A 19,500-nucleotide genomic window follows, 5' to 3' on the forward strand; every position below is an offset into this window, starting at 1 on the left:
TGAAACCGATATATGGCGGAAAGATGACCACCGTTGAAGCGGCAAAATAGGGCTTTTCTGTCTGGTTCAGCGCTTCTTCTACCTTTGTGGTCTATGGAGATTCTGCTCGCCACCTTCACCACGTTGTTTTCCATCGTCAATCCGTTCGGGGCGATGCCGGTTTTCCTCACCCTCACGGCCGACGACCGGGCTTCCGAACGGGCGCGCACGGCGCTGCGGGCCTGCGTGTACATGGTGTGCATTCTGAGTGTCGCTTTTTTTGGTGGGCAGTACATTCTCAACTTCTTTGGCATCAGCATTCAGCATTTGCGCATCGCAGGCGGCATTTTGCTGATGCGCTCCGCTTTCGAGCTGCTCACACCCGGCGGCAACCGCGACCGCGTGGGACCCGAAGCTCTGGAAGCCAGCAAGCAGAAGGATGACATTAGCTTCACGCCGCTGGCCATGCCCATGCTTTCCGGGCCGGGCTCGATGGCTATCTGCATCGGCCTCATCCGGCCAACGTATGTAGACAAGGCCATGACCGTGGCCGGCTTCGCGCTGGTGGCGCTGGCGGCGTTTCTGATTCTGCTGTTTTCGCTGCGGCTCACCCGCTTTCTGGGCAAGCCCGGCATGGCCGCCATGGCCCGCATCATCGGCTTCATCACGCTGGCTATTGGGGTTAACTTCCTGGCCTCGGCCATCGGCGTACTGTTTCCCGCCCTGACGCGGTAATCCCCTGCCTGAGCGCCCGTCGGGCGTACCTTTGCCATCCATTATGCTGAAAAACGACCTTTTCCTGCGTGCCGCCCGGGGCGAAGCCACCGAGCGCACCCCCGTCTGGCTCATGCGCCAGGCCGGCCGCATCCTACCCGAATACCGCGCCCTTCGCGCCCGCCTCTCCGGCTTCAAAGAGCTGGTCGAAACCCCCGAGCTGGCCGCCGAAGTCACCATCCAGCCCATCGACGCGCTTGATGTGGATGCCGCCATCATTTTCTCCGACATTCTTGTGGTGCCCGACGCCATGGGCCTGCCCTACGAAATGGTGGAAGCCCGCGGCCCCATCTTTCCCACCACCATCAAATCGGCGGCGGATATCGACAAGCTCCGCATTCCCGACCCTGAAGACGGCCTCGGCTACGTGCTCGAAGCCCTGCGCATCACCAAAAAAGCCCTCAACGGCCGTGTGCCGCTCATCGGGTTCGCAGGGGCCCCTTTCACCATCCTGGCCTACATGATAGAGGGACACGGCTCCAAAACCTTCAGCAAAGCCCGCGGCTTCCTCTACAAAGAGCCCGTGCTGGCCCACCGCCTGCTGGCCAAAGTCACCGCCACCACCATCGCCTACCTGCAAGCCCAGGTAGCGGCCGGCGCGCAGGTCGTGCAGGTGTTCGACTCCTGGGCCGGCATCCTGCCGCCCGCGCAGTACACCGAGTTTTCGGCCCGCTATATCGCCGAAATTTGCGAAGCGCTGGCCCCACTCGTGCCCGTCACCGTATTCGCTAAAGGGGCTTGGTGGGCCGTGCCCGAGTTTGCCGCCATGCCCTGCCGCACCATCGGCCTCGACTGGAACCAGGACCCCGCCCAGGTGCGCCAGCAAGCCGCCGGCAAAACCCTGCAAGGCAACCTCGACCCCTGCGCCCTCTACGGCACCCCCGAGCAGGTACGCACCGCTACCGAAGCCATGCTCCGCCAGTTCGCCGGTGGCCCTCACATCGCCAACCTCGGCCACGGCGTGTACCCCGACACCAACCCCGACAACGTGCGGGTGTTTGTGGAAACGGTGAAGGCGTGGCGGGGGTAAGGCGGCAATAATGCTTGTCATCCTGAGCGCAGCGAAGGACCTTCTCACGTTAGAGTTATGTAGCTTTCTAACGTGAGAAGGTCCTTCGCTGCGCTCAGGATGACACAAGTCAAATCCTAAATTCCCCTCTTTACAATGGACGTAAAAGACAGCAACGGCACCCTGCTCGCCGAAGGCGACTCAGTCACGCTCATCAAAGACCTTAAAGTGAAGGGCTCGTCGCTCACGCTCAAGCGCGGCACGGTGGTCAAAAACATTCGCCTCACCAACAGTGCCGCCGAAATTGAAGGCCGCGCCGGCGGCAGCACCATGGTGCTCAAAACTGAGTTCCTGAAGAAAGCCTAGTGGTAACCCCAGCGGGGCGACATATCGATAGTAACCACAAAGCTCAATATCATAAAGCCCCAGCGGGGCGGCACTCGTTCAACAAGTGTCGCCCCGCCGGGGCTTTATCACGTTTGCAGCTATTGTTGCTACCAGTATGCCGCCCCGCTGGGGCTTCGCGGCTACCGCAGCCCCGCCTCTACCGCTTCTTCCAGCAGCCGCTGCTTCTCGATGGGCACCACGCCCACCTGTTCGCACACGAGTCCGCCGCCCAGATTGGCTAGCGCCGCCGTGAAGGCCGCCGGCCGCCCCAACGCCACGCACAGGGCCGCGATGCTGATGACGGTATCGCCCGCCCCCGACACGTCGGAAATCGTGCGCAGGTGGGCCGGCAGGTAGGTTTTTTCAGCTTCCTGCTGGGCAAACACCCCGTGCTCCGACAACGTAACCAGCACGATTTCGGGCGTCAGCTCCTCGCGCAGCCGGGCCACGGCCGCCTCGAATCCGGCTCGGTCGGCGTTGGGCTCGCCGAACTCCAGCTTCAGGCCCTCGCGCAGCTCTTTCAGGTTGGGCTTGAAGAGGGTGCAGTCGCGGTAGGCCAGAAAATTCTTCTTCTTGGGGTCCACCACCGTGGGGATGTTGCGCTGCCGGGCGCGGGCCAGGCACTCGGTGATGATGGCCTCGCTGAGCACGCCCTTGTCGTAGTCCTCGAAAATCACCACGTCGGCGCGGGCCAGCAGGTCGTCGTAGGCGGCTAGTAGTTGCGCGGCTTCCTCGGCGTTCAGGTCGGTTTCGATTTCGGAGTCGATGCGCAGCAGCTGCTGGCCGTGGGCCAGGATGCGCTGCTTGACGGTGGTGGGCCGGGCCGCACTGCGGATGAGGCCGTCGGCGGGCAGGTCGTGGGCGTGGAGCAGCTGGAGCAGCTGGTCGCCGCCGGCGTCGTCGCCAATCACGGCGCACAGCAGCGGCGTGGCCCCGAGGGCCTGCACGTTCAGGGCCACGTTGGCAGCCCCGCCCAAGCGGTTTTCGGTACGGGCCACGTGCACCACGGGCACGGGGGCCTCGGGCGAGAGGCGCGTGGCCCGGCCCCACACGTAAGCATCCACCATCACATCGCCGATGATGAGGACGCGGAGGTTATTGAAGTCGTTGAACAGCGTTTGCAGGGAAGAATCAGAAGTAGGCAAACTCATAGTAAAAATCTGTCATCCTGAGCGCAGCGAAGGACCTTATCACGGTTGAGCTACTGCAAACCGTTCGCTCATGATAAGGTCCTTCGCAAGCTCCGGATGACAGGAATGATAAAAAATTACGTCAGCTTCGCCAGGCTCGCCTTGATGCGGCGAAAGGCCTCTACCAGCTTGTCATCGGCGGCGGCGGTGCTGAAGCGCAGGCACTCCGGAGCGCCAAACGCCTCGCCCGATACCGACGACACGTGCGCGTCGTTGAGAATAAATAGCGCCAAATCGGAAGAATTGCGGATGCTGCTGCCATCGGGCGCGGTGCGGCCAAAGTAGGCCGCCACCTCGGGGAAGATGTAGAAAGCCCCGCTGGGCGTGGGCGTATCCAGCCCGGGAATGTCCTTCACCAGTTCCAACACCAAGTCGCGGCGGCGGCGGTAGGCGGCGGCCATCTCGTCCGACGAGGTTCGGCCGCCGGCCAGCGCGGCCACCCCGGCCCGCTGCGTAATGGAGCAGGTACCGGACGTAATCTGGCCCTGCATTTTGTCGCAGGCCGTGGCAATGTCCTGGCGGGCGGCCAGGTAGCCCAGTCGCCAGCCCGTCATGGCGTAGCCCTTCGAGAAGCCGTTCACGGTAATAACCCGCTCGGCAATGGCTTCGAACTGGGCCAGGCTCACGTGCTCGCCCACGAAGTTGATGTACTCGTAAATCTCATCGGCCAGGGCGTACACCTGCGGGTGACGGGCCAGCACGTCGGCAATCGCGCCCAGGTCGGCGCGGCTGAATACCGCGCCCGTGGGGTTGCACGGCGACGAATACATGATGAGCTTGGTGCGGGGCGTGATGGCCGCCTCCAGCTGCGCGGCGGTAACCTTGTAGTCGTTTTCGCGAGTCCCCAACAGCGCCACGGGCACGCCGCCAGCCAGCTTCACCATCTCCTCGTAGCTCACCCAGTAGGGCGAAAACACGATGACTTCATCGCCCGGGTTCACCAGACTGAGGATGGCGTTGGCCAGCGCCTGCTTGGCTCCGGTGCTCACCACAATCTGGCTGGGCTGGAAATCGAGCTGGTTGTCGCGCTTGAATTTATCGCAGATGGCCTGCCGCAGCTCCGGAATGCCGGGCACCGGCGTGTAGAAGGTGTAGCCGTCGTCGAGCGCCTTTTTAGCGGCGTCCTTGATATACTGCGGCGTCTGAAAATCAGGCTCGCCGAAGCTCAGGTTGATGACGTCGACACCCTTGGCAGCGAGCTCGCGGCCTTTCTTAGCCATGGCAATGGTGGCCGACTCGCTCATGTTGAGCACCCGGTTGGAGAGCGGCGAAACGGCGGCAAGCGTAGTTAATTCAGACATAATTCGCAGAATTTCGCAGAATTTAAGATGCACGGTAAAGGTAGGCCGAATCAAGACTCCATCCATCAGGCGTCGCCCAGCCGCCGCCAGCAGCGCCAAAGCACGGTCAGGTCCATGCCCGGCTCGTAGTCTTTGGCGTAAAGCAGCTCCAGACGGCGCTTGGTGACTTCGGTAAGCGGCGCGGCCGTGTTGGCCGCATCGGCCGGCGACACCACGGCTGGCACCGTCCGGGCCGGGCCGGGTGTGTGGCGCAGGCCCACCCAGGTGCGGCGGCCCAGCAGCACGGCCCCGCAGTTGCGCAGGAAACCCATCTTTTTTGGCTGAAACCAGACGAGCAGCGGAGCCAGCAGCAACAGCCCGGCGCTGGTCAGCAGGTCGAGCAGGCGCTTGGCGCGGGCCTTCTGGGGCTGGTTCAGGTTCAGCTCAATGTCGAGGGTATAGTAGTCGCCGGGCGCGTCCTTGCTGCTGCTGCCGATGATGTACTGGCTGTCTTCGGGCAGGATTTTATAGGCCACCGGCGGGTCGGCCGGTAGGCTTAGCATGAGGGCAATGATTTGGCTGGCTGGCAGGTCCTTGCCGCAGAAAATAAGCTCATTTAGCGCGTATAGCCGGATAATATCGGCCAGCTGGCGCAACTCGCCCAGGGGCTCTTCGATGGGTGAATGAGCGAATGAATGAACGGATGCATGGGTTTCGGCCACCGCTACGGGCGTTTCCGGCTCCACGCGCACATAGCCAATCACGCGGGCCGACACATGGGCGGCTTCCAGCAGCTGGCGCACGCGCTGGCTTTCGGGCCCCGAGCCCACGATGGCAATATTTTTCTGGTTTCGCTCGCTCAGACGCAGATTCTTGTATTTGATAAAATGCGCCAGCAGCTGCCGGCCCACCAGCGCCGTCACGACCCACACACCGCCCAGAATAATGAGGGCCTTTGAGAAGCGCCAGGCATCGAGGAAATTAGACGCAGCCGAAATCAGCAGCGTGCCCACGGCCACGCCCCGCACAATGCGCGAAGTGCGCACCGGCTGGTCGTAGCCCCCGCTCAGGTAGGTTGAAGTGAGCCAAACCAGGATGTAGGCCGGTACGGCGGCGGCCATGTACTGCGGCGGGTAGTCGCCGGGCACGAACTTGTGGTTGCGCTCCCAATAAGTCTTCAGAAAATACATGCCAGTCCAGATAAGCCCGGCATCGAGCAGCAGCGGCGCGGTGCGCAGCAGCAGGCGCTCGGCCACGGCCGCTCCCGCCCGCAGCCAGATGGCAGCGTTTATCAGCAGCGAAAACAGGCCCGCCCGGCCCGGCGCAAAATGCTTCTGCGCAAAAATGACCATCGCCCGATAAAACACGAACACGTAGTTCACGCTGGTGCGCTTGGTGCTTTCGCCCTTGTAGTGAATGATGCGGGTGCCGGGGAAATAATAGTTTTGCCAGCCCGCCTGCGTGAGGCGGTACGAGAGGTCAATGTCCTCGCCGTACATGAAGTAGTCTTCGTCGAGCAGTCCGATTTTAGCCAGCGCCGCCTGGCGCAGCAGCATAAACGCGCCGCTCAGCACCTCCACCGCGTGGGTTTCGTCCTTATCGAGAAAGCCCAGGTGGTAGCGCCCGAACGTGCGCGACTTGGGCATGAGCCTGGCCAGCCCAAACATCTTGTAGAACGCCACGGCCGGCGTGGGCAGCGCGCGCTTGCTCTCGGGCAGAAAACGGCCTTGGCCGTCGAGCATCTTCACGCCCAGCCCGCCGCAGGTTGGGTGCGCGTCCATGAAATCGCAGCAGGCCCGGAAAGTATCCTCTTCCACCACCGTGTCGGGGTTCAGCAGCAACTGGTACTGGCCGGTGGCGCGGCGCAGGGCTTGGTTGTTGCCCTTCGAGAAGCCGGGGTTGTCGTGGTTGGCAATGAGAATGACCTCCGGAAACCGCGCCCGTACCATGGCCACCGAGCCATCGGCCGAGTTATTGTCCACCACAAACACCTCTACTGGCTGCCCCAGCTTCTCCACGGCCCGCCGCACCGAGAGCAGCGCCTGCTCCAGGAAATAGCAGACGTTGTAATTGACAATGATTACGGAGAGCCTCACTTTGTAGCTGTTAGCTGATGCCCGTTAGCTATTAGCTGTGCTCATTGTGTGCTTCTGTACTAATAACCGGCCGACAAAGCTATAAGCTGACGACTGAAAGCTGCCAGCTAAAACCCTGATTACGCCTGCCGCAACCGGTCCACGATGCTGCGGCCCAGGGTAATTTCGTCGGCATACTCCAGCTCGCCGCCCATCGGAATGCCGCGGGCAATGGTGCTGATGTGCACATTAGGCAAATCGCGCAGGCGGCGCGAGAGGTAGAAAGCCGTGGTGTCGCCCTCCATAGTAGGCGAAATGGCCAGAATGACTTCGCGCAGCTCCGAGTCTTCGGCCGCCGCGCGGGCCACTAGTGAGTCGATGTGCAAGTCGGACGGCCCAATGCCCTCGATGGGCGAAATCACGCCGCCCAGCACATGGTACACGCCTTTGTATTGGCCGGTATTTTCGATGGCGATAACGTCGCGCACGTCCGACACGACGCAGACCAGGCTGTGGTCGCGCAGCTTGTTGGCGCAGATGCCGCACTCCTCGGCGTCGGAAATGCTGTGGCAGGTTTTGCAGTAGGTGATTTCAAAGCGCATCTTAGCCAGGGCCTCGGCCAGCGAGGCAGTGGTATCCATTTCGGCTTTCAGCAGGTGCAAAGCCAGGCGCAGGGCCGTTTTCCGACCAATACCGGGCAGCCGCGAAAGCTCACCCACGGCGTTTTCAATCAGTTTTGAGGGGAACTCCATTCAGAATAATTGGTGCTTGGTTGGTGGTGCTTGGTGTTTGGCAAGCAGTGTGGCTCTGACGAAAACCAAGCACCAAGCACCACCAACCAAGCACCAAAAATCAAATGACGTCGGCCGAAATGCCGCGGTCGTGAATGGCGGTGCACATGGGCTCCAACTCTTCGTAGGTGCCCACTTTCACGGCACACTTGCCCTTGTAGTGGATGAGCAGCGTGCACTGCTCGGCCTGCTCGGGCTGGTGGCCGCACACCTCCATCAGGGTTTTGATGACGTGGTCGAAGGTGTTGATGTCATCGTTGTACACCACCAGGTTGCGCAGCTCCACCGCTTCTTCGAGCAGCAGAACGTCTTCATCGTAGTCAGTTTGCGGACGCGTGTTCATAGGGCAAATTTACGCAGGAAACCCCGCGTGGGGCAGCCGTTAATAACCCCGTTGGCGACGGTTTCGTTTCGTCAGATTCGCCCCAATTTTGCGCGGTGGTGCCTTGCTGCCCGCTTCCGCTTTCTCCCCGCCCATGCCCGTTCCGTCCGCCGATTTCAAAAAAGCCCTCAAGCGCCTCTCCGAACCCGAGAAGGAAGCCCTGCTGCTGCGCGCCGTGCGCCGCGATGCCGAGCTCTACGAAACCTTCCGCTTCGAGCTGCTGGCCGACGTCACGCTGGGCCAGCTGCAGGAAGAAACCGCCGACCGCATCCACGAACTCTTCAACGTGGCCGTATCGGGCCGCCTGCTCAACCGGAGCCTCGTGAAGGCCCTGCGCGCCAGCGTACAGGAAGCCGCCCGCGCCCGCCGCATCACCAAAAACAAGCAGCTTGAAATCGACCTGCTAGTGTATATTCTGCACCAATGCATCGATAATTACTCGGGGCAGTTCGACAGCGTGTGGGACGGCTTCTACAATGCCACCGCCCGCCTGGCGGCCCGCCTGCCCACCCTCATCCTCAAATCGCTGCACGAAGACCTGTGGGTCGAATATCAATCCGAACTAAACGATGTTCTGAGTGAATTGCACCGCCGCAAAAAGAGCCACAACCTGAAATTTGAGCTCCCCCGCACCTTTGAGATTCCCGAATAAAAAAAGCCCGCCGAAACCGGCGGGCTTTTTTAAATGCAACAAGCCGTAGGCAAACAGCCACGGGCCGTTGAGCAATTAGCCCTTCTTGGCAATCACGTTGAAGGTCAGGTCGAAATTGTCGTAGATGGCCTTATCGCCGATGCTGTCAAAAAATGTTTTCGAGCCGTATTTCAGGCCGAACTTGGTGCGGTCGATGGTCACTTTGCCGGTAGCGGCGGCCACCCCGTCCTTCACGCCCACTTTAGCGGGAAAGCTGAGGCGCTGCGTTACGCCCTTGATGGTCATGTCGCCAGTGATGGTGGCGTTATCGGCGGTAGCAGCGGCACCTTTGATGGGCGCTACGCTCACGATTTTGAAGGTCGAGGTGGGAAATTTTTCCACGCCGAAGAAATCATCGCTGCTCATGTGGCCTACGAATTTGCCCTGGCTGTCGGCATCCTTAATGTCGGTGGCCTTCATGGTCTTCATGTCCACGGTCACGGTGCCGCCTACCACGGCGTTGCCCTTCACCAGCAGCTCGCCCGAGGTGAAATTCATGGTGCCTTCGTGGCCGTGCGTCACGGCTTTGCCTTCCCAGCCCAGGGTGCTCAGCTGCGGCTGCAGGGCGTAAGCGGGGGCATTAGTAGCCATCTTGGCGCTGTTCATTTTCTGGGCCGAAGCCACAGGAGCGGCACCGATTACGGCAAAGGCGAACAGGGCGGGCAGGAGAAAATTTTTCATGGTTTGTGGTAATTAAAAGGGTGAACTTGAAAAAAGGTGGTGTAGTAGCTGAAATGCGGCGAGCGATTATTCAGCGTCGCGCATCTTATCGAGCAGCTCGTTTAGCTGCCGGGCTTCGGCTTCGCTCAGGCTGGCATGGGCAGCGGCTTTCAGCGCACCGGATGCATCAATCTGGTCGAGCAGGGCGAGGCCCGCGGGCGTGATGCGAATGTCGACGGCACGGCGGTTGGATGGGCAAACGATGCGGGTAACAAGCTTTTTTTCTTCCAGCCGGTCGACGATGCGCGAGGCATTGCTGGTTTTGTCCAGCATGCGCTCGATGAGCAGCGCTACAGTAGCCGGCTGCGGATGCTGGCCGCGCAAAATGCGCAGGATGTTGAACTGAGGCGAAGTGAGGGCAAACTTTTTAAAGGCACAGGCCTGGCGCAATTGCAGCCAGCCCGAGGTATAAATCAGATTTATAATCGCTTTCTGGTGTTCGTCCTGGAACAGCGGCTGCTTGATTTCGTCTTCGATGCGCATAGCTATTATTGGAATCGAGTGCAAATATAATGTACATACATTTAATGTTGCAACATTATTCCTGTAATTTCATTTTTTTTTGGGTGAAGCCCTCCGGCCCATGGCCAAAACCCCGCCAATCTTCGTAGGCGGCTGCATTCACGTCCTCCTAATTTTTTTTGCGATGCAACATTTCAGAATCTTTTTGCTGGCGGCGACGCTGGCCACCGCCGCTCCCCAGCTGGCCGCAGCCCAAGCCGGCGGCTTCCCCGTACAAACCACTGCCAGCACCCGGTTTGTGATGCAGAACGGTGAAGTGGTGAAGCGCGACGGTAGCCAAATAACGCCACTCACGCAAAACGTGAAGCTGGCCAGCGGCGTCAAAATCAATTATAAAAACGGCATCGTCGAAATGCCCGCCGACAAGCTTAATGCCAACGGCAAAAAAATAACCCTGCGCGAGGGCGATTACGTACGCGCCGATGGCGGCGTGGTATTCGCCACGCCCGGCAGCGCCGCCGCCGCCAAAGGGGCTGCCCCCACCCCACCCAGCGCCACCTACGAAAAGCTGGTGCAGCGTGGTCCCGGCTACGCCGAACCCGCCCAGCGCGTACCCTTGCTCAACAAAAAAATTGAGCTGCTGAACCAGAAAATCAGCCTCCTGAGCCAGGGTCGCGCCGACCTCCCCGACACCAAAGCCCTCGACGCGCAGCTCACGGACCTCGATGCCCAGCTGAACGCGCCCGTGAAATAACCCCGGCCCGGCTACGCCCGCAGCTGCAGGTGCCCTTCGGCCTCCGCCACCAGGCCGAAGGGCTCGTCGCGAACAATCAGGAAACCATCGAGGTCGAGCACATCGGCCAGGGCGCTGATTTGCAGGGCGGCGGCAATGCCAACACTGGTTTCGACCATGCAGCCCAGCATGGGTAGCAGGCCATGAGCGCGGGTACGCCGCAGCAGGTCAACGCCGCGGCGGAAGCCGCCGGCTTTCATCAGCTTCACGTTCACACCGTGGAACTGCTCGGTGATATCGGCAAAATCGGCGGTGTCCGTTACCGATTCGTCGGCCAGCAGCGGCACGGCGCTGCGCGGGCGCAGGTAGCGGTAGTCATCGGTACAAGCGGCGGGCAGGGGCTGTTCGAGCAGGCGCAGGTGCAGGCCGGGCAAGGCGTGGGCCAGCTCCAGAAATTGCAGTACGCCGTCGGCATCGGGCCAGGTTTCGTTACCATCAACTAATAAGGGGTGCCCGGGCAGGGCACGGGCCACTTCGCGCAGCAGGTCGAGGCCCTCGGTGGCATTCACCTTGATTTTTAGTAAATCGAAGCGGGCCGCGTTTTGCGCAATCAGAAAATCGGCCACTTCGCCCGGAGCCATAATGGGCAGCGAAAACGCGGTGGGTGCTGCCGGCGCGGGGGCAGGCACGCCCAGATACTGCCACACCGGCTGCGCGGCGCGGGAAGCCAGCCACTGCACCAGCGCCGCTTCCAGACCAAAACTAAGGGCATGAGCCACGGGGTGCGCGGCCAGTAGCGCATCCAGTTCGGCCAAAGCAACTACTTCGCTCAGACCCTGCGCCTGCAGCGTGGCGAATTGGGCTTGCAGCAGTTCGGGAGTCTCGCTGTAGCGCACGTTAGGGGCCGCCTCGCCTTGGCCATGGTGCCCACCACCGGCTACCTGCACTAATAGGTTGGTTTTGGTAGTGGACGCGTTGCGGGAAATTTTCCACACGTACCGCAGGGGCAGTATCAAGGGCGTAATTGACCAGACGAGCATAATTGCTGAGACAAGGCTAAGGCTCCACACGGAGGCCTAAGTGACACAAATACGCGGCAACGCCTAGAAAGTGACAAATCCCTCCTCATCCGTTCACCGAGAAAATGCTTGCATTGAACGGTCGAGCTTAGCATTTCGACAACTATTTTCTATCCGGCACTAACCAGAGGGTGAAATAACTTCGATTGATAATACATTTGCATCAGTCGAATTTGCGCTTTTCCATTAATTAATTCAACTTTAAACTTTTCTGCAAATATGAAATCTTCATTACTTTCTTCTTTGTTACTGGCGGCCGGTTTGCTGGTGGCATCTGCCGCACCAGCCAGCTCTCAAAAGCGTAGCGCCCAGACCGGTAATGGGTCACTGCCTTGGTTCACGGTAGTAAACAAGACGATGGTGGTGCAAACCGGGGCTACCACTAAAACGCTGGAAAAGGACGTAACCCTGCCCAACGGCAGCCGCGTGGAATACCAGACGCAGTCGGTGGTGCTGGCCAACGGTACCCGAGTGCGCATGAAGGAAGGCGACTTACTGAGCCTGAACGGCGAGCTTATTCAGAAATCGCCAGCCAATGTAGCCCCACCGGCCGATGCCACGGCCAGCGTGGTGCCCGTAGCCAACTCAGTCGCCAACGTGATGCCGGCACCTGCAGCGCCAGTAGCAGCGCCAGTAGCAGCGCCAGTAGCAGCCGCGTTCAGCTACCACTCCGAAGTGCCAGTGAACGGCAAGCTACGCGGCGTAGTGGAGCTGGGGGCCAGCGGGTTCAACATGTTTATCATCCGTGTGGATGATAAGCGCAATTGGAAAATGGAGAAATCTGAATTTGGCAACAGCCTGGTAATGGAAAACATGGCTACTGAAGAAGACGTACGTGCCGGCCTCAAGTCATATATCGGCAAGATGCTCGACTTCGGCGTACCCGGCCGCGACATTCACTTCGTGGTAAGCTCGGGGGCGGCACTCTCGGAAAACACCCGCCGCATTACCCGGGGCTTGGAAGCCTTGAAATATGTGGTGACGACCGTGACACCGGAGCGTGAAGGTGCCTTGGGCCTACGCGCCGCGCTACCGGAAGCCTACGCCAAAAAAGGCTTCGTAATGGATATGGGCTCGGCCAACAGCAAGATTTCGTGGTACGTTGACGGCCAACCCCGCGTGCAGGATACCTTCGGCTCGAAATACTACGAGAAGAACGTGGACGATGCCACCGTGGCCGCAGCGGTAAAAGCGAAGGCTGCCCAAGTTCCGGCCAACCTGCGCGGCATATGCTTCATCATCGGCGGGGTACCCTATGAGTTGGCCAAGGCCGTACGCCAGGGTCAGGAAACCTACACCGTGCTCAAAGCGCCTACCGAGTACCCGCAGCTGAGCGGGGCCAAAATCAAGTCGGGCCTGAATATTTATCAAGCGCTGGCCGAAGCCACCGGCTGCCAGCAGTTTGTATTCGGCTACGACACCAATTTCACCATCGGCTACCTACTGTCGCTGTAAGCTTTTCCCACAAACTTAGCTGCATCTTAATACCCTGTGCTACCGGCACGGGGTATTTTTTTGGCCCGGGTCGGGCCGAGTATACCAAGCAGTTGGCGGCGGCTGGCCGGATAATGCCGTTCTTTAGGCCCACAATTCGTTTTTTCCGGTACTCCCACCCTCGCATGCTCAAATCCCGCCTACTCCTACTTGCTGTCGTTCTTGTTATTCTGGCTGCCCTGCTCACGGTCCTTGGCACGGGCCTGCCGCCGGCCGTACCGGTAGCGGCTCGCTGGCTGGCGCTGGCCGCCATTGCCGCCGCCGCCGCGCCCCGCCGCTCGCTCACGCTCTGGATTGTGGTAAGTATGCTCGTCGGCATCGAGCTGGGCCACGATGCTCCCGGCGTGGCCATGAGCCTGAAAGTGCTCAGTGATGCCTTCCTGCGGCTCGTTAAAACCATTATCGCGCCGCTGGTTTTTGCTACGCTGGTGGTGGGCATTGCCGGCCACGCCGACCTGAAGCAGGTGGGCCGCATGGGTATCAAGGCCTTGGTCTACTTCGAAATCGTGACCACATTTGCCCTCTTCATTGGTCTGGGGGCCATCAACCTCACCAAAGCCGGCGTGGGCATCAGCCGCGTGGGCGTGAAGGAAGAGGCCCTGACCGCCGCCCCCCCCCAAACGGCCGCCGACATTATTCTGCACATCTTCCCCGAGAACATTGCCAAATCGGTGGCCGAGGGCCAGGTGCTGCAAGTCGTCATTTTTGCTATTCTCTTCGCTATCGGCTTGGCCCTCACGCCCGAACGACCCCGTCGCGTAATGCTGGAGCTTTGCGAAAGCTTATCCGAGGTCATGTTCAAATTTACCAACGTCGTGATGTATTTCGCGCCGCTGGGCGTGGGTGGTGCCCTGGCCTATACGGTGGGCAAAATGGGGTTCGCGCCGCTTTTCAATGCCTTGCAGCTATTGCTCACGCTCTATGGCGCGCTCATCGCCTTCGTTTTGCTGGTGCTGCTGCCGGTGGCGCTGTTTGCGCGGTTGCCCCTACGCCGCTTCATTGCGGCCGTGGCCGAGCCGGTGAGCATTGCCTTCGCCACTACCAGCAGCGAAGCGGCGCTGCCCCGGGCCATGGAAGCCATGGAAAGCATTGGGGTGCCGCGCCGCATCGTCGCGTTTGTGATGCCGACGGGCTACTCCTTCAACCTCGACGGCACCACGCTTTATCTTTCGCTGGCGGCAGTATTCGTAGCGCAGGCGGCGGGCGTGCCCCTGTCCTTCGGCCAACAACTGCTGATGGTATTTACCCTGATGCTCACCAGCAAGGGCGTGGCCGGGGTGCCGCGTGCCTCGCTCGTAATTCTGCTGGCCACGGTGGCCTCGTTCAACCTGCCAGCCTGGCCGGTATTCATCATCCTGGGTATTGACGCGCTGATGGACATGGCTCGCACGGCCGTGAATGTGCTCGGCAATTGCCTTGCCTCGGCCGTGGTGGCGCGTTGGGAGGGTGAGTTTGTGGACGACTACACTGGGCCCGACCCGGCGGCCGAGTAGCCGGCGGCAATCCACAAAATTGAACGAAAACGAGGTGCCCGGACAAATTCCAGGCACCTCGTTTCGTAAAAAATTCGGGCAAAATGGCCACAATACCACATGAATACCGTAATTTAGCCTTAGAAATCCTGTTGTGGGGCTTTCGTCTAAATATAAGACAATTTTTGCTTTTCTTCTTTTTATCGGGCTTTCCTGTTATCTTCAAGCTATGAAAATCATTCGTCAATGGTCGGTGGTGGCGCTGGTACCCGCCCTGCTGGGAGCAGGCTCCTGCGTTTCGGTTAAAAACCAAATGAAGAGCACGCCGACGGCGGCTATCGCCAACCGCCTGCCTCCGCTGGAAATTCTGGCTGACCAGGGCCCCCTGGCCATGAACGATGGTGCTTTGCCCGACGACCCGCTCAAATTGTTCCAGCAGGAATGCCGCATCAACCTCACCGAGCCCACCGATTCGGCCACCTACGGCTACGCCAAGCTGGTGGTGAAAAAGGTAAAAACCTTACGTACCGGGCGCGGCCTGCAAGGGGCCCAGGTGCTTACTTTCCTGCTGCCGGCCGTAGTAGGCGTGCCGCTGGAGTGGTATAAAACCACCCTGCAGGCCGAATTACAGGTGAGCGATGCTGCCGGCAACCTGCTCGGCTCCTATAATGGCACCGGTACTTCCGAAGTGAAGGTGGCCATGTACCACGGGTACTCACAAACCACTGCCCCACGCCTGGCCGACATTATTGCCCTGCGCGGCGCGCTAGCCCAGATTCGCCCGCAGCTTGATACCGCCACCGCTCGCCTGCGCCCGCTGCTGCTGGCCGGTGGCAGCGTAGAAAACCCGACTATTCCGGCGGCTTCCTCGTCGGCAACGGGCGGCCGCTAGGCCGCCTGCCCCGGCAGCCGCGTATTTTTGGGCCCGCCGCCCCTCCGTTGGTTCCTTTTGGGCCACTTGGGGGCGGCGGGCCTTACCTTTGGCGCGTGATGGCTTTATCTCTGCTTAACCGATTGGCGGCCCTGACGGGCCTTGGCGTACTGCTGGCGGGCTGCTGTGCCAACAACGTGTGCGACTGCCCCAATGAGGCCCAGGCCGATGCCATCCGCATTGTCTTCGATAGTAAGTTTCCGAAAGATGAGCTGGATACGCTGGTGCTGGTGCGCTACCTGCATCCCGACTTAAAAAATCCATCAGTACCCCTGCCCAAGCCTGAAACGGTTACGCTGGTACGCACCGCCGCGCAGCTTGCCGCCAACGACACGCTGGTCATTAGCAACGCCACTCCATTTAGCCAGTTGGGCAGTGCCCGGCTCGACACGTTCAGCTACGTGGTGCGGTATTACCCGGGTACGAAGCCCAAGCTGCGCCCCAGCAAGCTGGCCTTGGTCATCGACCGCGTAAAGTTGAGCGGAGGATTCGAGGGCAACGGCTGCTGTACCTGCTACACCAATTCGCGCAAGCTGGCCCTTACCCGGCCCGACTCGACCAAAACGGCAACCTATGCTAACCTGAATTCACGCCACGCGGTGCTGGCCGTAACACGGTAGTCGCTGCCGGGGTGCAGTCCGTATAGACTGGCGAACGCGCTTCCTCGCTTCCTCTTTCTGCAAGCTTTCATGGCAATAGACTCTTCTCCTTCCGCTGTTGTGGTCCCGACTGCTCAATCGTTTCCGTTTCGCACTTCCCTCAGCCTCGCGCCGCTGGTCGATTATTGGCTCGAGCGCGAGCAGTCGACCAATGCCGGGGTGGCGCTGCTGGCCCAGGCCGTGGGCGCGCAGGTGGCCCAGGCCCCCTGGATAACCCAGCCCGTGGCCGACCCCAAGCTGCTAGAAGAGCACTGCGACCTGGTGGAAACCCTGATGCTGGCCGTATTTCCGCCGGCTTCGCTGTCCACCGATATCAGTGGGGCGGTGGGACCGTTTCAGCGGCGCAGCTTTTTTAACACCCAATTGTTCCGCGACATCATGCTGAACAAGGACGGTCTGGTAAAGCAGCCCCTGAATATCGACATGGCCACCATGGAACGGCAGCTGGGCCTGATGGCCTACCAGCTGGTGTTGCAGCGCGTGTACGGCACCGAGCTTCCGGCTTTAGGAGCCATCGTTTTCACGGTGCCCGATTACAAAATCGGCCTTTACCGCCACTACAGCGTGGGATTCGACTCCACGTTTGTGCGCGTACGGGTAGTGGGCGAAGCACCGCCATTGAGCGACGAGCAGCGCGAAACCCTGCTGCACAACCGCCACCGGCCCGAGGTGTGGCAGGCAATGCTGCCAGCCGAGCACTTTGAGCTGGAAGGGTTTAATGTGCTGCGCCTGGCCGACGTGACGGAGCAGGAAATCCTTTCGGAGCTGAAATACGACCTACTGGAACGCGACGTGCTGCAAACCCCGGCCCGCTTCGAGCAGATTCAGGAAAAGCTGCGGGTACTTTTTGCCCAGCCGGCGCTGCAGCTCGGTATCGCGGCCTATGACGAGAAGAAGAAGGCCTTTATGGATTTCGGGCGCAAAATCAACCACAGCTTCCTCACCAAACAGGTGCAGCACCAGGCGGCCGACAGCAGCTTCCGACAAATCTACCAGCGCCTGCTCAGCAACCGCGAGCCATTGGTACTTAAAGACTTGGCTACTTCCGACTTGCCCGAAGACCTGCGCGAGCAGATTATAGGACTGGGGATTCGCTCGGCCATTCTGGCGCTGTTGCCCTATGGCAACGACACGGTGGGCCTGCTGGAGCTTGGGTCGCCCGACGTGGGCGGCCTCGACGAGTTCGACATGGACACCGTGGCCCAGTTCCTGCCGCTGTTTGCGGTGGCCGTGAAGCGCAACGCCGAGGACCAGCAGACCCGCGTGCAGGCCATTGTGCAGCAGAAGTTTACCGCTATCCACCCCACCATGGAATGGCGCTTTACCGACGCGGCCCGCAACCTGCTGGCCCAATTCGACGAGGGCAACCGCACGGCCGAGATGGAAGCCATCGTGTTCGAGGACGTGTACCCCCTGCACGGCTCCTGCGACATCAGGGGTAGCAGCACGGTGCGCAACGAGGCCATTCAGGGCGACCTGATGGAACACCTCACCCTGGCCAACAAAGTACTGAAAAAAGCCTCTGAGTACCAGCAGCTGCCCATTCTGGACGAGCTGAAGTTCTACGTCAGCAAGAATCTGAAGCGCCTGCGCGAGGGCCTGCTTTCGGGCGACGAAGCCAACATTTACGACTCGCTGAAGCGCGAGGTGGAGCCGTTGTTCGAGTATCTGGCCACGCATACGGTCGAGCTGCGCCCGGTCATCACAAATTATTGGCAGAACATTGATGCGCGCCTGGGTATCCTCTACAAGCGCCGGAAGGATTTTGAGCTGAGCATAACCACCCTCAACGATGCCGTGAGCGACTACCTCGACGAGGAAGAGGACAAGGCCCAGCTCATGTTTCCGCACTACTTCCAGCGCTACAAAACCGATGGCGTTGAGTTCAATATTTACGTGGGCAGCACGCTGGTGCAGGACAAGCCCTTCGACCTGGTGTTCCTGAAAAACCTGCGCCTGTGGCAGCTGCTGACGATGGTGGAAATTACGCGCCGTACCGCCGCCCTCAAGCCCATGCTGCCCGTGCCGCTCGATACGACGCAGCTCATCCTCATCCACGGCCAACCCCTGAGCATCCGCTTCCGGCAGGACGAGCGCCAGTTCGACGTGGATGGGGCTTACAACATCCGCTACGAAATCATCAAGAAGCGCATCGACAAGGCCACCGTGCAGGGCACCGGCGAGCGCCTCACCCAGCCCGGCACCATTGCCCTAGTATACGCGCAGAGCCGCGAGGCCGTGGAATATTACGAGTACATCGACTACCTGCAGGACCGCGGCATGCTGGCACCCGGGGTGGAAGAGCTGGAGCTGGAAGAGCTGCAGGGCGTGAAGGGGCTGCTGGCCCTGCGCGTGCGGGTGCAGCTTTAGCTACGTACCAGCCCGGGCGGGTGATTAAATAATCTCCTCGCCCAAAAGCACCTTTTCCTCCTTCCAGAACAGCTTGAGGCCGGCCCGGAACAGCACCAGCCAGGCCGCGCCGCCGGCAAAGCCGGCTAGCACGTCGGTTGCGTAGTGGGCGTGCAGGCACACCCGCGTGAGGCCAATGAGGCCGGCCCACAGCAGCAGCGGGGCTGCCCAGCCTGGCCGGCCGAAGTGGCGGGCCAGCAGCCAGGCCAGGCAGCCGTAGAAAGTAAGCCCCAGCATGGCGTGCCCGCTCGGGAAGCTCAGGCCGAAGGTGTGCAATACGGCATTGGCCGGCCGGGGCCGGTTGAAATACAGCTTTAGCAGCTGATTGAGCAACACCGCGCCCGCCATTACCAGCACCAGCTCCTTGGCCTCGCGGCGGTGGCCAGCCCGGTTTAGCAGCAGCGGCGCGATGATACTGGCCGGCAGCAAAAACGGCAGCGAAGCGAAAAACGTAACGAACCGGACGGGCCCGTACAGTCCGGGCCAGGTACGTTGCCAGCCATCGACCAGGTCCGAAGCCCAGCCATCGAGGGCCAGAGAATGATGCACGAACACCACGCGCACCAGGTAAAAAAACACGGCAAAAGCGACAACGAACAACACCGCTCCAAACAAAACCTCGACGGTCAGCAAACCCGCAAATGCCAGCAGGCGCGAAGCAAAACGTTTCATAGCGTTGAATACGGAATGTGGCGGGCCGCTGGACGTAGCCCCGAAGCTGGACCGAGGTAAAATAAAAAAGCCAGCCCCGAAGGACTGGCTTTTTCTACGTGCGCTCGGGGAGACTCGAACTCCCACACCTTGCGGAACTGCCGCCTGAAGACAGCGCGTCTACCAATTTCGCCACAAGCGCATGCTAGACTAAAAAGCCATTCGCCCGATGGGTGGCGGCTTTTTGGTGCTGCAAAGATACAGACCCGTTTTACGGCTACGCAACCTTTCTGCTATTTTTTTCGCTTTCCGGAGCCTTTTCGGGGTATCGG

General features: G+C 60.4%; 19 protein-coding genes and 1 tRNA gene. 10 read left to right on the top strand and 10 right to left on the bottom strand.

Annotated elements, in window-relative coordinates; translation table 11 throughout:
• The first annotated feature begins 93 nt into the window (after positions 1-93).
• The 3 genes from ABIB44_RS04720 (at position 94) to ABIB44_RS04730 (ending at position 2,128) form a co-directional block, all read left to right on the top strand.
• Positions 94-714 (top strand): MarC family protein, encoded by a 621-nt coding sequence (locus ABIB44_RS04720; RefSeq protein WP_354583465.1) that lies wholly within the window; start codon positions 94-96, stop codon positions 712-714.
• A gap of 40 nt (positions 715-754) precedes the next feature.
• Positions 755-1,783 carry a uroporphyrinogen decarboxylase gene (gene hemE / locus ABIB44_RS04725; protein WP_354583692.1) on the top strand — a complete coding sequence of 343 codons (1,029 nt, stop codon included), beginning with the start codon at positions 755-757 and terminating at the stop codon, positions 1,781-1,783.
• A gap of 135 nt (positions 1,784-1,918) precedes the next feature.
• Positions 1,919-2,128: a zinc ribbon domain-containing protein YjdM gene (locus ABIB44_RS04730; RefSeq protein WP_035567109.1), complete on the top strand. Its 210-nt coding sequence runs from the start codon at positions 1,919-1,921 to the stop codon at positions 2,126-2,128.
• Positions 2,129-2,289: 161 nt separating this feature from the next.
• Here the strand turns inward: ABIB44_RS04730 and ABIB44_RS04735 are convergent, their stop codons facing one another.
• From ABIB44_RS04735 to ABIB44_RS04755, 5 genes are all read right to left on the bottom strand, one after another.
• Entirely contained in the window at positions 2,290-3,300 is a 1,011-nt protein-coding gene (locus ABIB44_RS04735; protein WP_354583466.1) for a bifunctional heptose 7-phosphate kinase/heptose 1-phosphate adenyltransferase, read from the bottom strand.
• 116 nt (positions 3,301-3,416) lie between these two features.
• Complete coding sequence (locus tag ABIB44_RS04740; RefSeq protein ID WP_354583467.1) at positions 3,417-4,640, bottom strand: pyridoxal phosphate-dependent aminotransferase; 1,224 nt, start codon at positions 4,638-4,640, stop codon at positions 3,417-3,419.
• A gap of 65 nt (positions 4,641-4,705) precedes the next feature.
• Positions 4,706-6,715 carry a glycosyltransferase gene (locus ABIB44_RS04745; RefSeq protein ID WP_354583468.1) on the bottom strand — a complete coding sequence of 670 codons (2,010 nt, stop codon included), beginning with the start codon at positions 6,713-6,715 and terminating at the stop codon, positions 4,706-4,708.
• Between the two features lie 119 nt (positions 6,716-6,834).
• Positions 6,835-7,446 (bottom strand): recombination mediator RecR, encoded by a 612-nt coding sequence (recR, locus tag ABIB44_RS04750; RefSeq protein ID WP_354583469.1) that lies wholly within the window; start codon positions 7,444-7,446, stop codon positions 6,835-6,837.
• 100 nt (positions 7,447-7,546) lie between these two features.
• Complete coding sequence (locus ABIB44_RS04755) at positions 7,547-7,828, bottom strand: ATP-dependent Clp protease adaptor ClpS (RefSeq protein WP_354583470.1); 282 nt, start codon at positions 7,826-7,828, stop codon at positions 7,547-7,549.
• A gap of 133 nt (positions 7,829-7,961) precedes the next feature.
• Here ABIB44_RS04755 and ABIB44_RS04760 point away from each other — a divergent pair, with 133 nt between their 5' ends.
• Positions 7,962-8,519 (top strand): ubiquitin family protein, encoded by a 558-nt coding sequence (locus ABIB44_RS04760; protein WP_354583471.1) that lies wholly within the window; start codon positions 7,962-7,964, stop codon positions 8,517-8,519.
• Positions 8,520-8,594: 75 nt separating this feature from the next.
• On the opposite strand, the gene ABIB44_RS04765 is transcribed toward ABIB44_RS04760, so the two are convergent.
• Together ABIB44_RS04765 and ABIB44_RS04770 are read right to left on the bottom strand one after the other, a co-directional pair.
• Positions 8,595-9,239: a YceI family protein gene (locus ABIB44_RS04765; protein ID WP_354583472.1), complete on the bottom strand. Its 645-nt coding sequence runs from the start codon at positions 9,237-9,239 to the stop codon at positions 8,595-8,597.
• 66 nt (positions 9,240-9,305) lie between these two features.
• On the bottom strand, positions 9,306-9,761 hold the full coding sequence (locus tag ABIB44_RS04770) for a MarR family winged helix-turn-helix transcriptional regulator (protein ID WP_354583473.1): 456 nt from the start codon (positions 9,759-9,761) through the stop codon (positions 9,306-9,308).
• A gap of 163 nt (positions 9,762-9,924) precedes the next feature.
• Here ABIB44_RS04770 and ABIB44_RS04775 point away from each other — a divergent pair, with 163 nt between their 5' ends.
• Positions 9,925-10,494 (top strand): DUF6799 domain-containing protein, encoded by a 570-nt coding sequence (locus ABIB44_RS04775; RefSeq protein ID WP_354583474.1) that lies wholly within the window; start codon positions 9,925-9,927, stop codon positions 10,492-10,494.
• Between the two features lie 11 nt (positions 10,495-10,505).
• Here ABIB44_RS04775 and ABIB44_RS04780 read toward each other — a convergent pair whose 3' ends face one another.
• Positions 10,506-11,468 carry an enolase C-terminal domain-like protein gene (locus ABIB44_RS04780; protein ID WP_354583475.1) on the bottom strand — a complete coding sequence of 321 codons (963 nt, stop codon included), beginning with the start codon at positions 11,466-11,468 and terminating at the stop codon, positions 10,506-10,508.
• A 303-nt stretch (positions 11,469-11,771) separates the two neighbouring features.
• Between ABIB44_RS04780 and ABIB44_RS04785 the strand changes: the two genes are divergently transcribed.
• From ABIB44_RS04785 to ABIB44_RS04805, 5 genes are all read left to right on the top strand, one after another.
• The gene (locus ABIB44_RS04785; RefSeq protein WP_354583476.1) at positions 11,772-13,007 is read left to right on the top strand and encodes a DUF6799 domain-containing protein; all 1,236 of its coding nucleotides are present in this window, start codon (positions 11,772-11,774) and stop codon (positions 13,005-13,007) included.
• A 164-nt stretch (positions 13,008-13,171) separates the two neighbouring features.
• Positions 13,172-14,539, top strand: a complete 1,368-nt coding sequence (locus tag ABIB44_RS04790; RefSeq protein WP_354583477.1) for a dicarboxylate/amino acid:cation symporter — start codon at positions 13,172-13,174, stop codon at positions 14,537-14,539.
• A gap of 208 nt (positions 14,540-14,747) precedes the next feature.
• Positions 14,748-15,410 (top strand): hypothetical protein, encoded by a 663-nt coding sequence (locus tag ABIB44_RS04795; RefSeq protein ID WP_354583478.1) that lies wholly within the window; start codon positions 14,748-14,750, stop codon positions 15,408-15,410.
• Positions 15,411-15,505: 95 nt separating this feature from the next.
• The gene (locus ABIB44_RS04800; RefSeq protein WP_354583479.1) at positions 15,506-16,069 is read left to right on the top strand and encodes a hypothetical protein; all 564 of its coding nucleotides are present in this window, start codon (positions 15,506-15,508) and stop codon (positions 16,067-16,069) included.
• Positions 16,070-16,168: 99 nt separating this feature from the next.
• A complete protein-coding gene (locus tag ABIB44_RS04805) occupies positions 16,169-18,478 on the top strand; it encodes a GAF domain-containing protein (protein WP_354583480.1) in 2,310 nt (769 codons plus the stop codon).
• Positions 18,479-18,502: 24 nt separating this feature from the next.
• On the opposite strand, the gene ABIB44_RS04810 is transcribed toward ABIB44_RS04805, so the two are convergent.
• Entirely contained in the window at positions 18,503-19,189 is a 687-nt protein-coding gene (locus tag ABIB44_RS04810) for a phosphatase PAP2 family protein (RefSeq protein WP_354583481.1), read from the bottom strand.
• 99 nt (positions 19,190-19,288) lie between these two features.
• Positions 19,289-19,370: transfer RNA gene (locus ABIB44_RS04815), tRNA-Leu, on the bottom strand.
• Positions 19,371-19,500: the final 130 nt, after the last annotated feature.

Source organism: Hymenobacter sp. UYCo722, from assembly GCF_040547115.1.
Lineage (GTDB): Bacteria > Bacteroidota > Bacteroidia > Cytophagales > Hymenobacteraceae > Hymenobacter.

What these genes read in the sequence shown, in the direction of transcription:
- ABIB44_RS04810 (WP_354583481.1), bottom strand. Translation starts at nt 19,189, where the DNA reads ATGAAACGTTTTGCTTCGCGCCTGCTGGCATTTGCGGGTTTGCTGACC.
- ABIB44_RS04765 (WP_354583472.1), bottom strand. Translation starts at nt 9,239, where the DNA reads ATGAAAAATTTTCTCCTGCCCGCCCTGTTCGCCTTTGCCGTAATCGGT.
- ABIB44_RS04735 (WP_354583466.1), bottom strand. Translation starts at nt 3,300, where the DNA reads ATGAGTTTGCCTACTTCTGATTCTTCCCTGCAAACGCTGTTCAACGAC.
- ABIB44_RS04790 (WP_354583477.1), top strand. Translation starts at nt 13,172, where the DNA reads ATGCTCAAATCCCGCCTACTCCTACTTGCTGTCGTTCTTGTTATTCTG.
- ABIB44_RS04795 (WP_354583478.1), top strand. Translation starts at nt 14,748, where the DNA reads ATGAAAATCATTCGTCAATGGTCGGTGGTGGCGCTGGTACCCGCCCTG.
- ABIB44_RS04775 (WP_354583474.1), top strand. Translation starts at nt 9,925, where the DNA reads ATGCAACATTTCAGAATCTTTTTGCTGGCGGCGACGCTGGCCACCGCC.
- ABIB44_RS04785 (WP_354583476.1), top strand. Translation starts at nt 11,772, where the DNA reads ATGAAATCTTCATTACTTTCTTCTTTGTTACTGGCGGCCGGTTTGCTG.
- ABIB44_RS04720 (WP_354583465.1), top strand. Translation starts at nt 94, where the DNA reads ATGGAGATTCTGCTCGCCACCTTCACCACGTTGTTTTCCATCGTCAAT.
- ABIB44_RS04770 (WP_354583473.1), bottom strand. Translation starts at nt 9,761, where the DNA reads ATGCGCATCGAAGACGAAATCAAGCAGCCGCTGTTCCAGGACGAACAC.
- ABIB44_RS04740 (WP_354583467.1), bottom strand. Translation starts at nt 4,640, where the DNA reads ATGTCTGAATTAACTACGCTTGCCGCCGTTTCGCCGCTCTCCAACCGG.
- recR (WP_354583469.1), bottom strand. Translation starts at nt 7,446, where the DNA reads ATGGAGTTCCCCTCAAAACTGATTGAAAACGCCGTGGGTGAGCTTTCG.
- ABIB44_RS04730 (WP_035567109.1), top strand. Translation starts at nt 1,919, where the DNA reads ATGGACGTAAAAGACAGCAACGGCACCCTGCTCGCCGAAGGCGACTCA.
- ABIB44_RS04755 (WP_354583470.1), bottom strand. Translation starts at nt 7,828, where the DNA reads ATGAACACGCGTCCGCAAACTGACTACGATGAAGACGTTCTGCTGCTC.
- ABIB44_RS04760 (WP_354583471.1), top strand. Translation starts at nt 7,962, where the DNA reads ATGCCCGTTCCGTCCGCCGATTTCAAAAAAGCCCTCAAGCGCCTCTCC.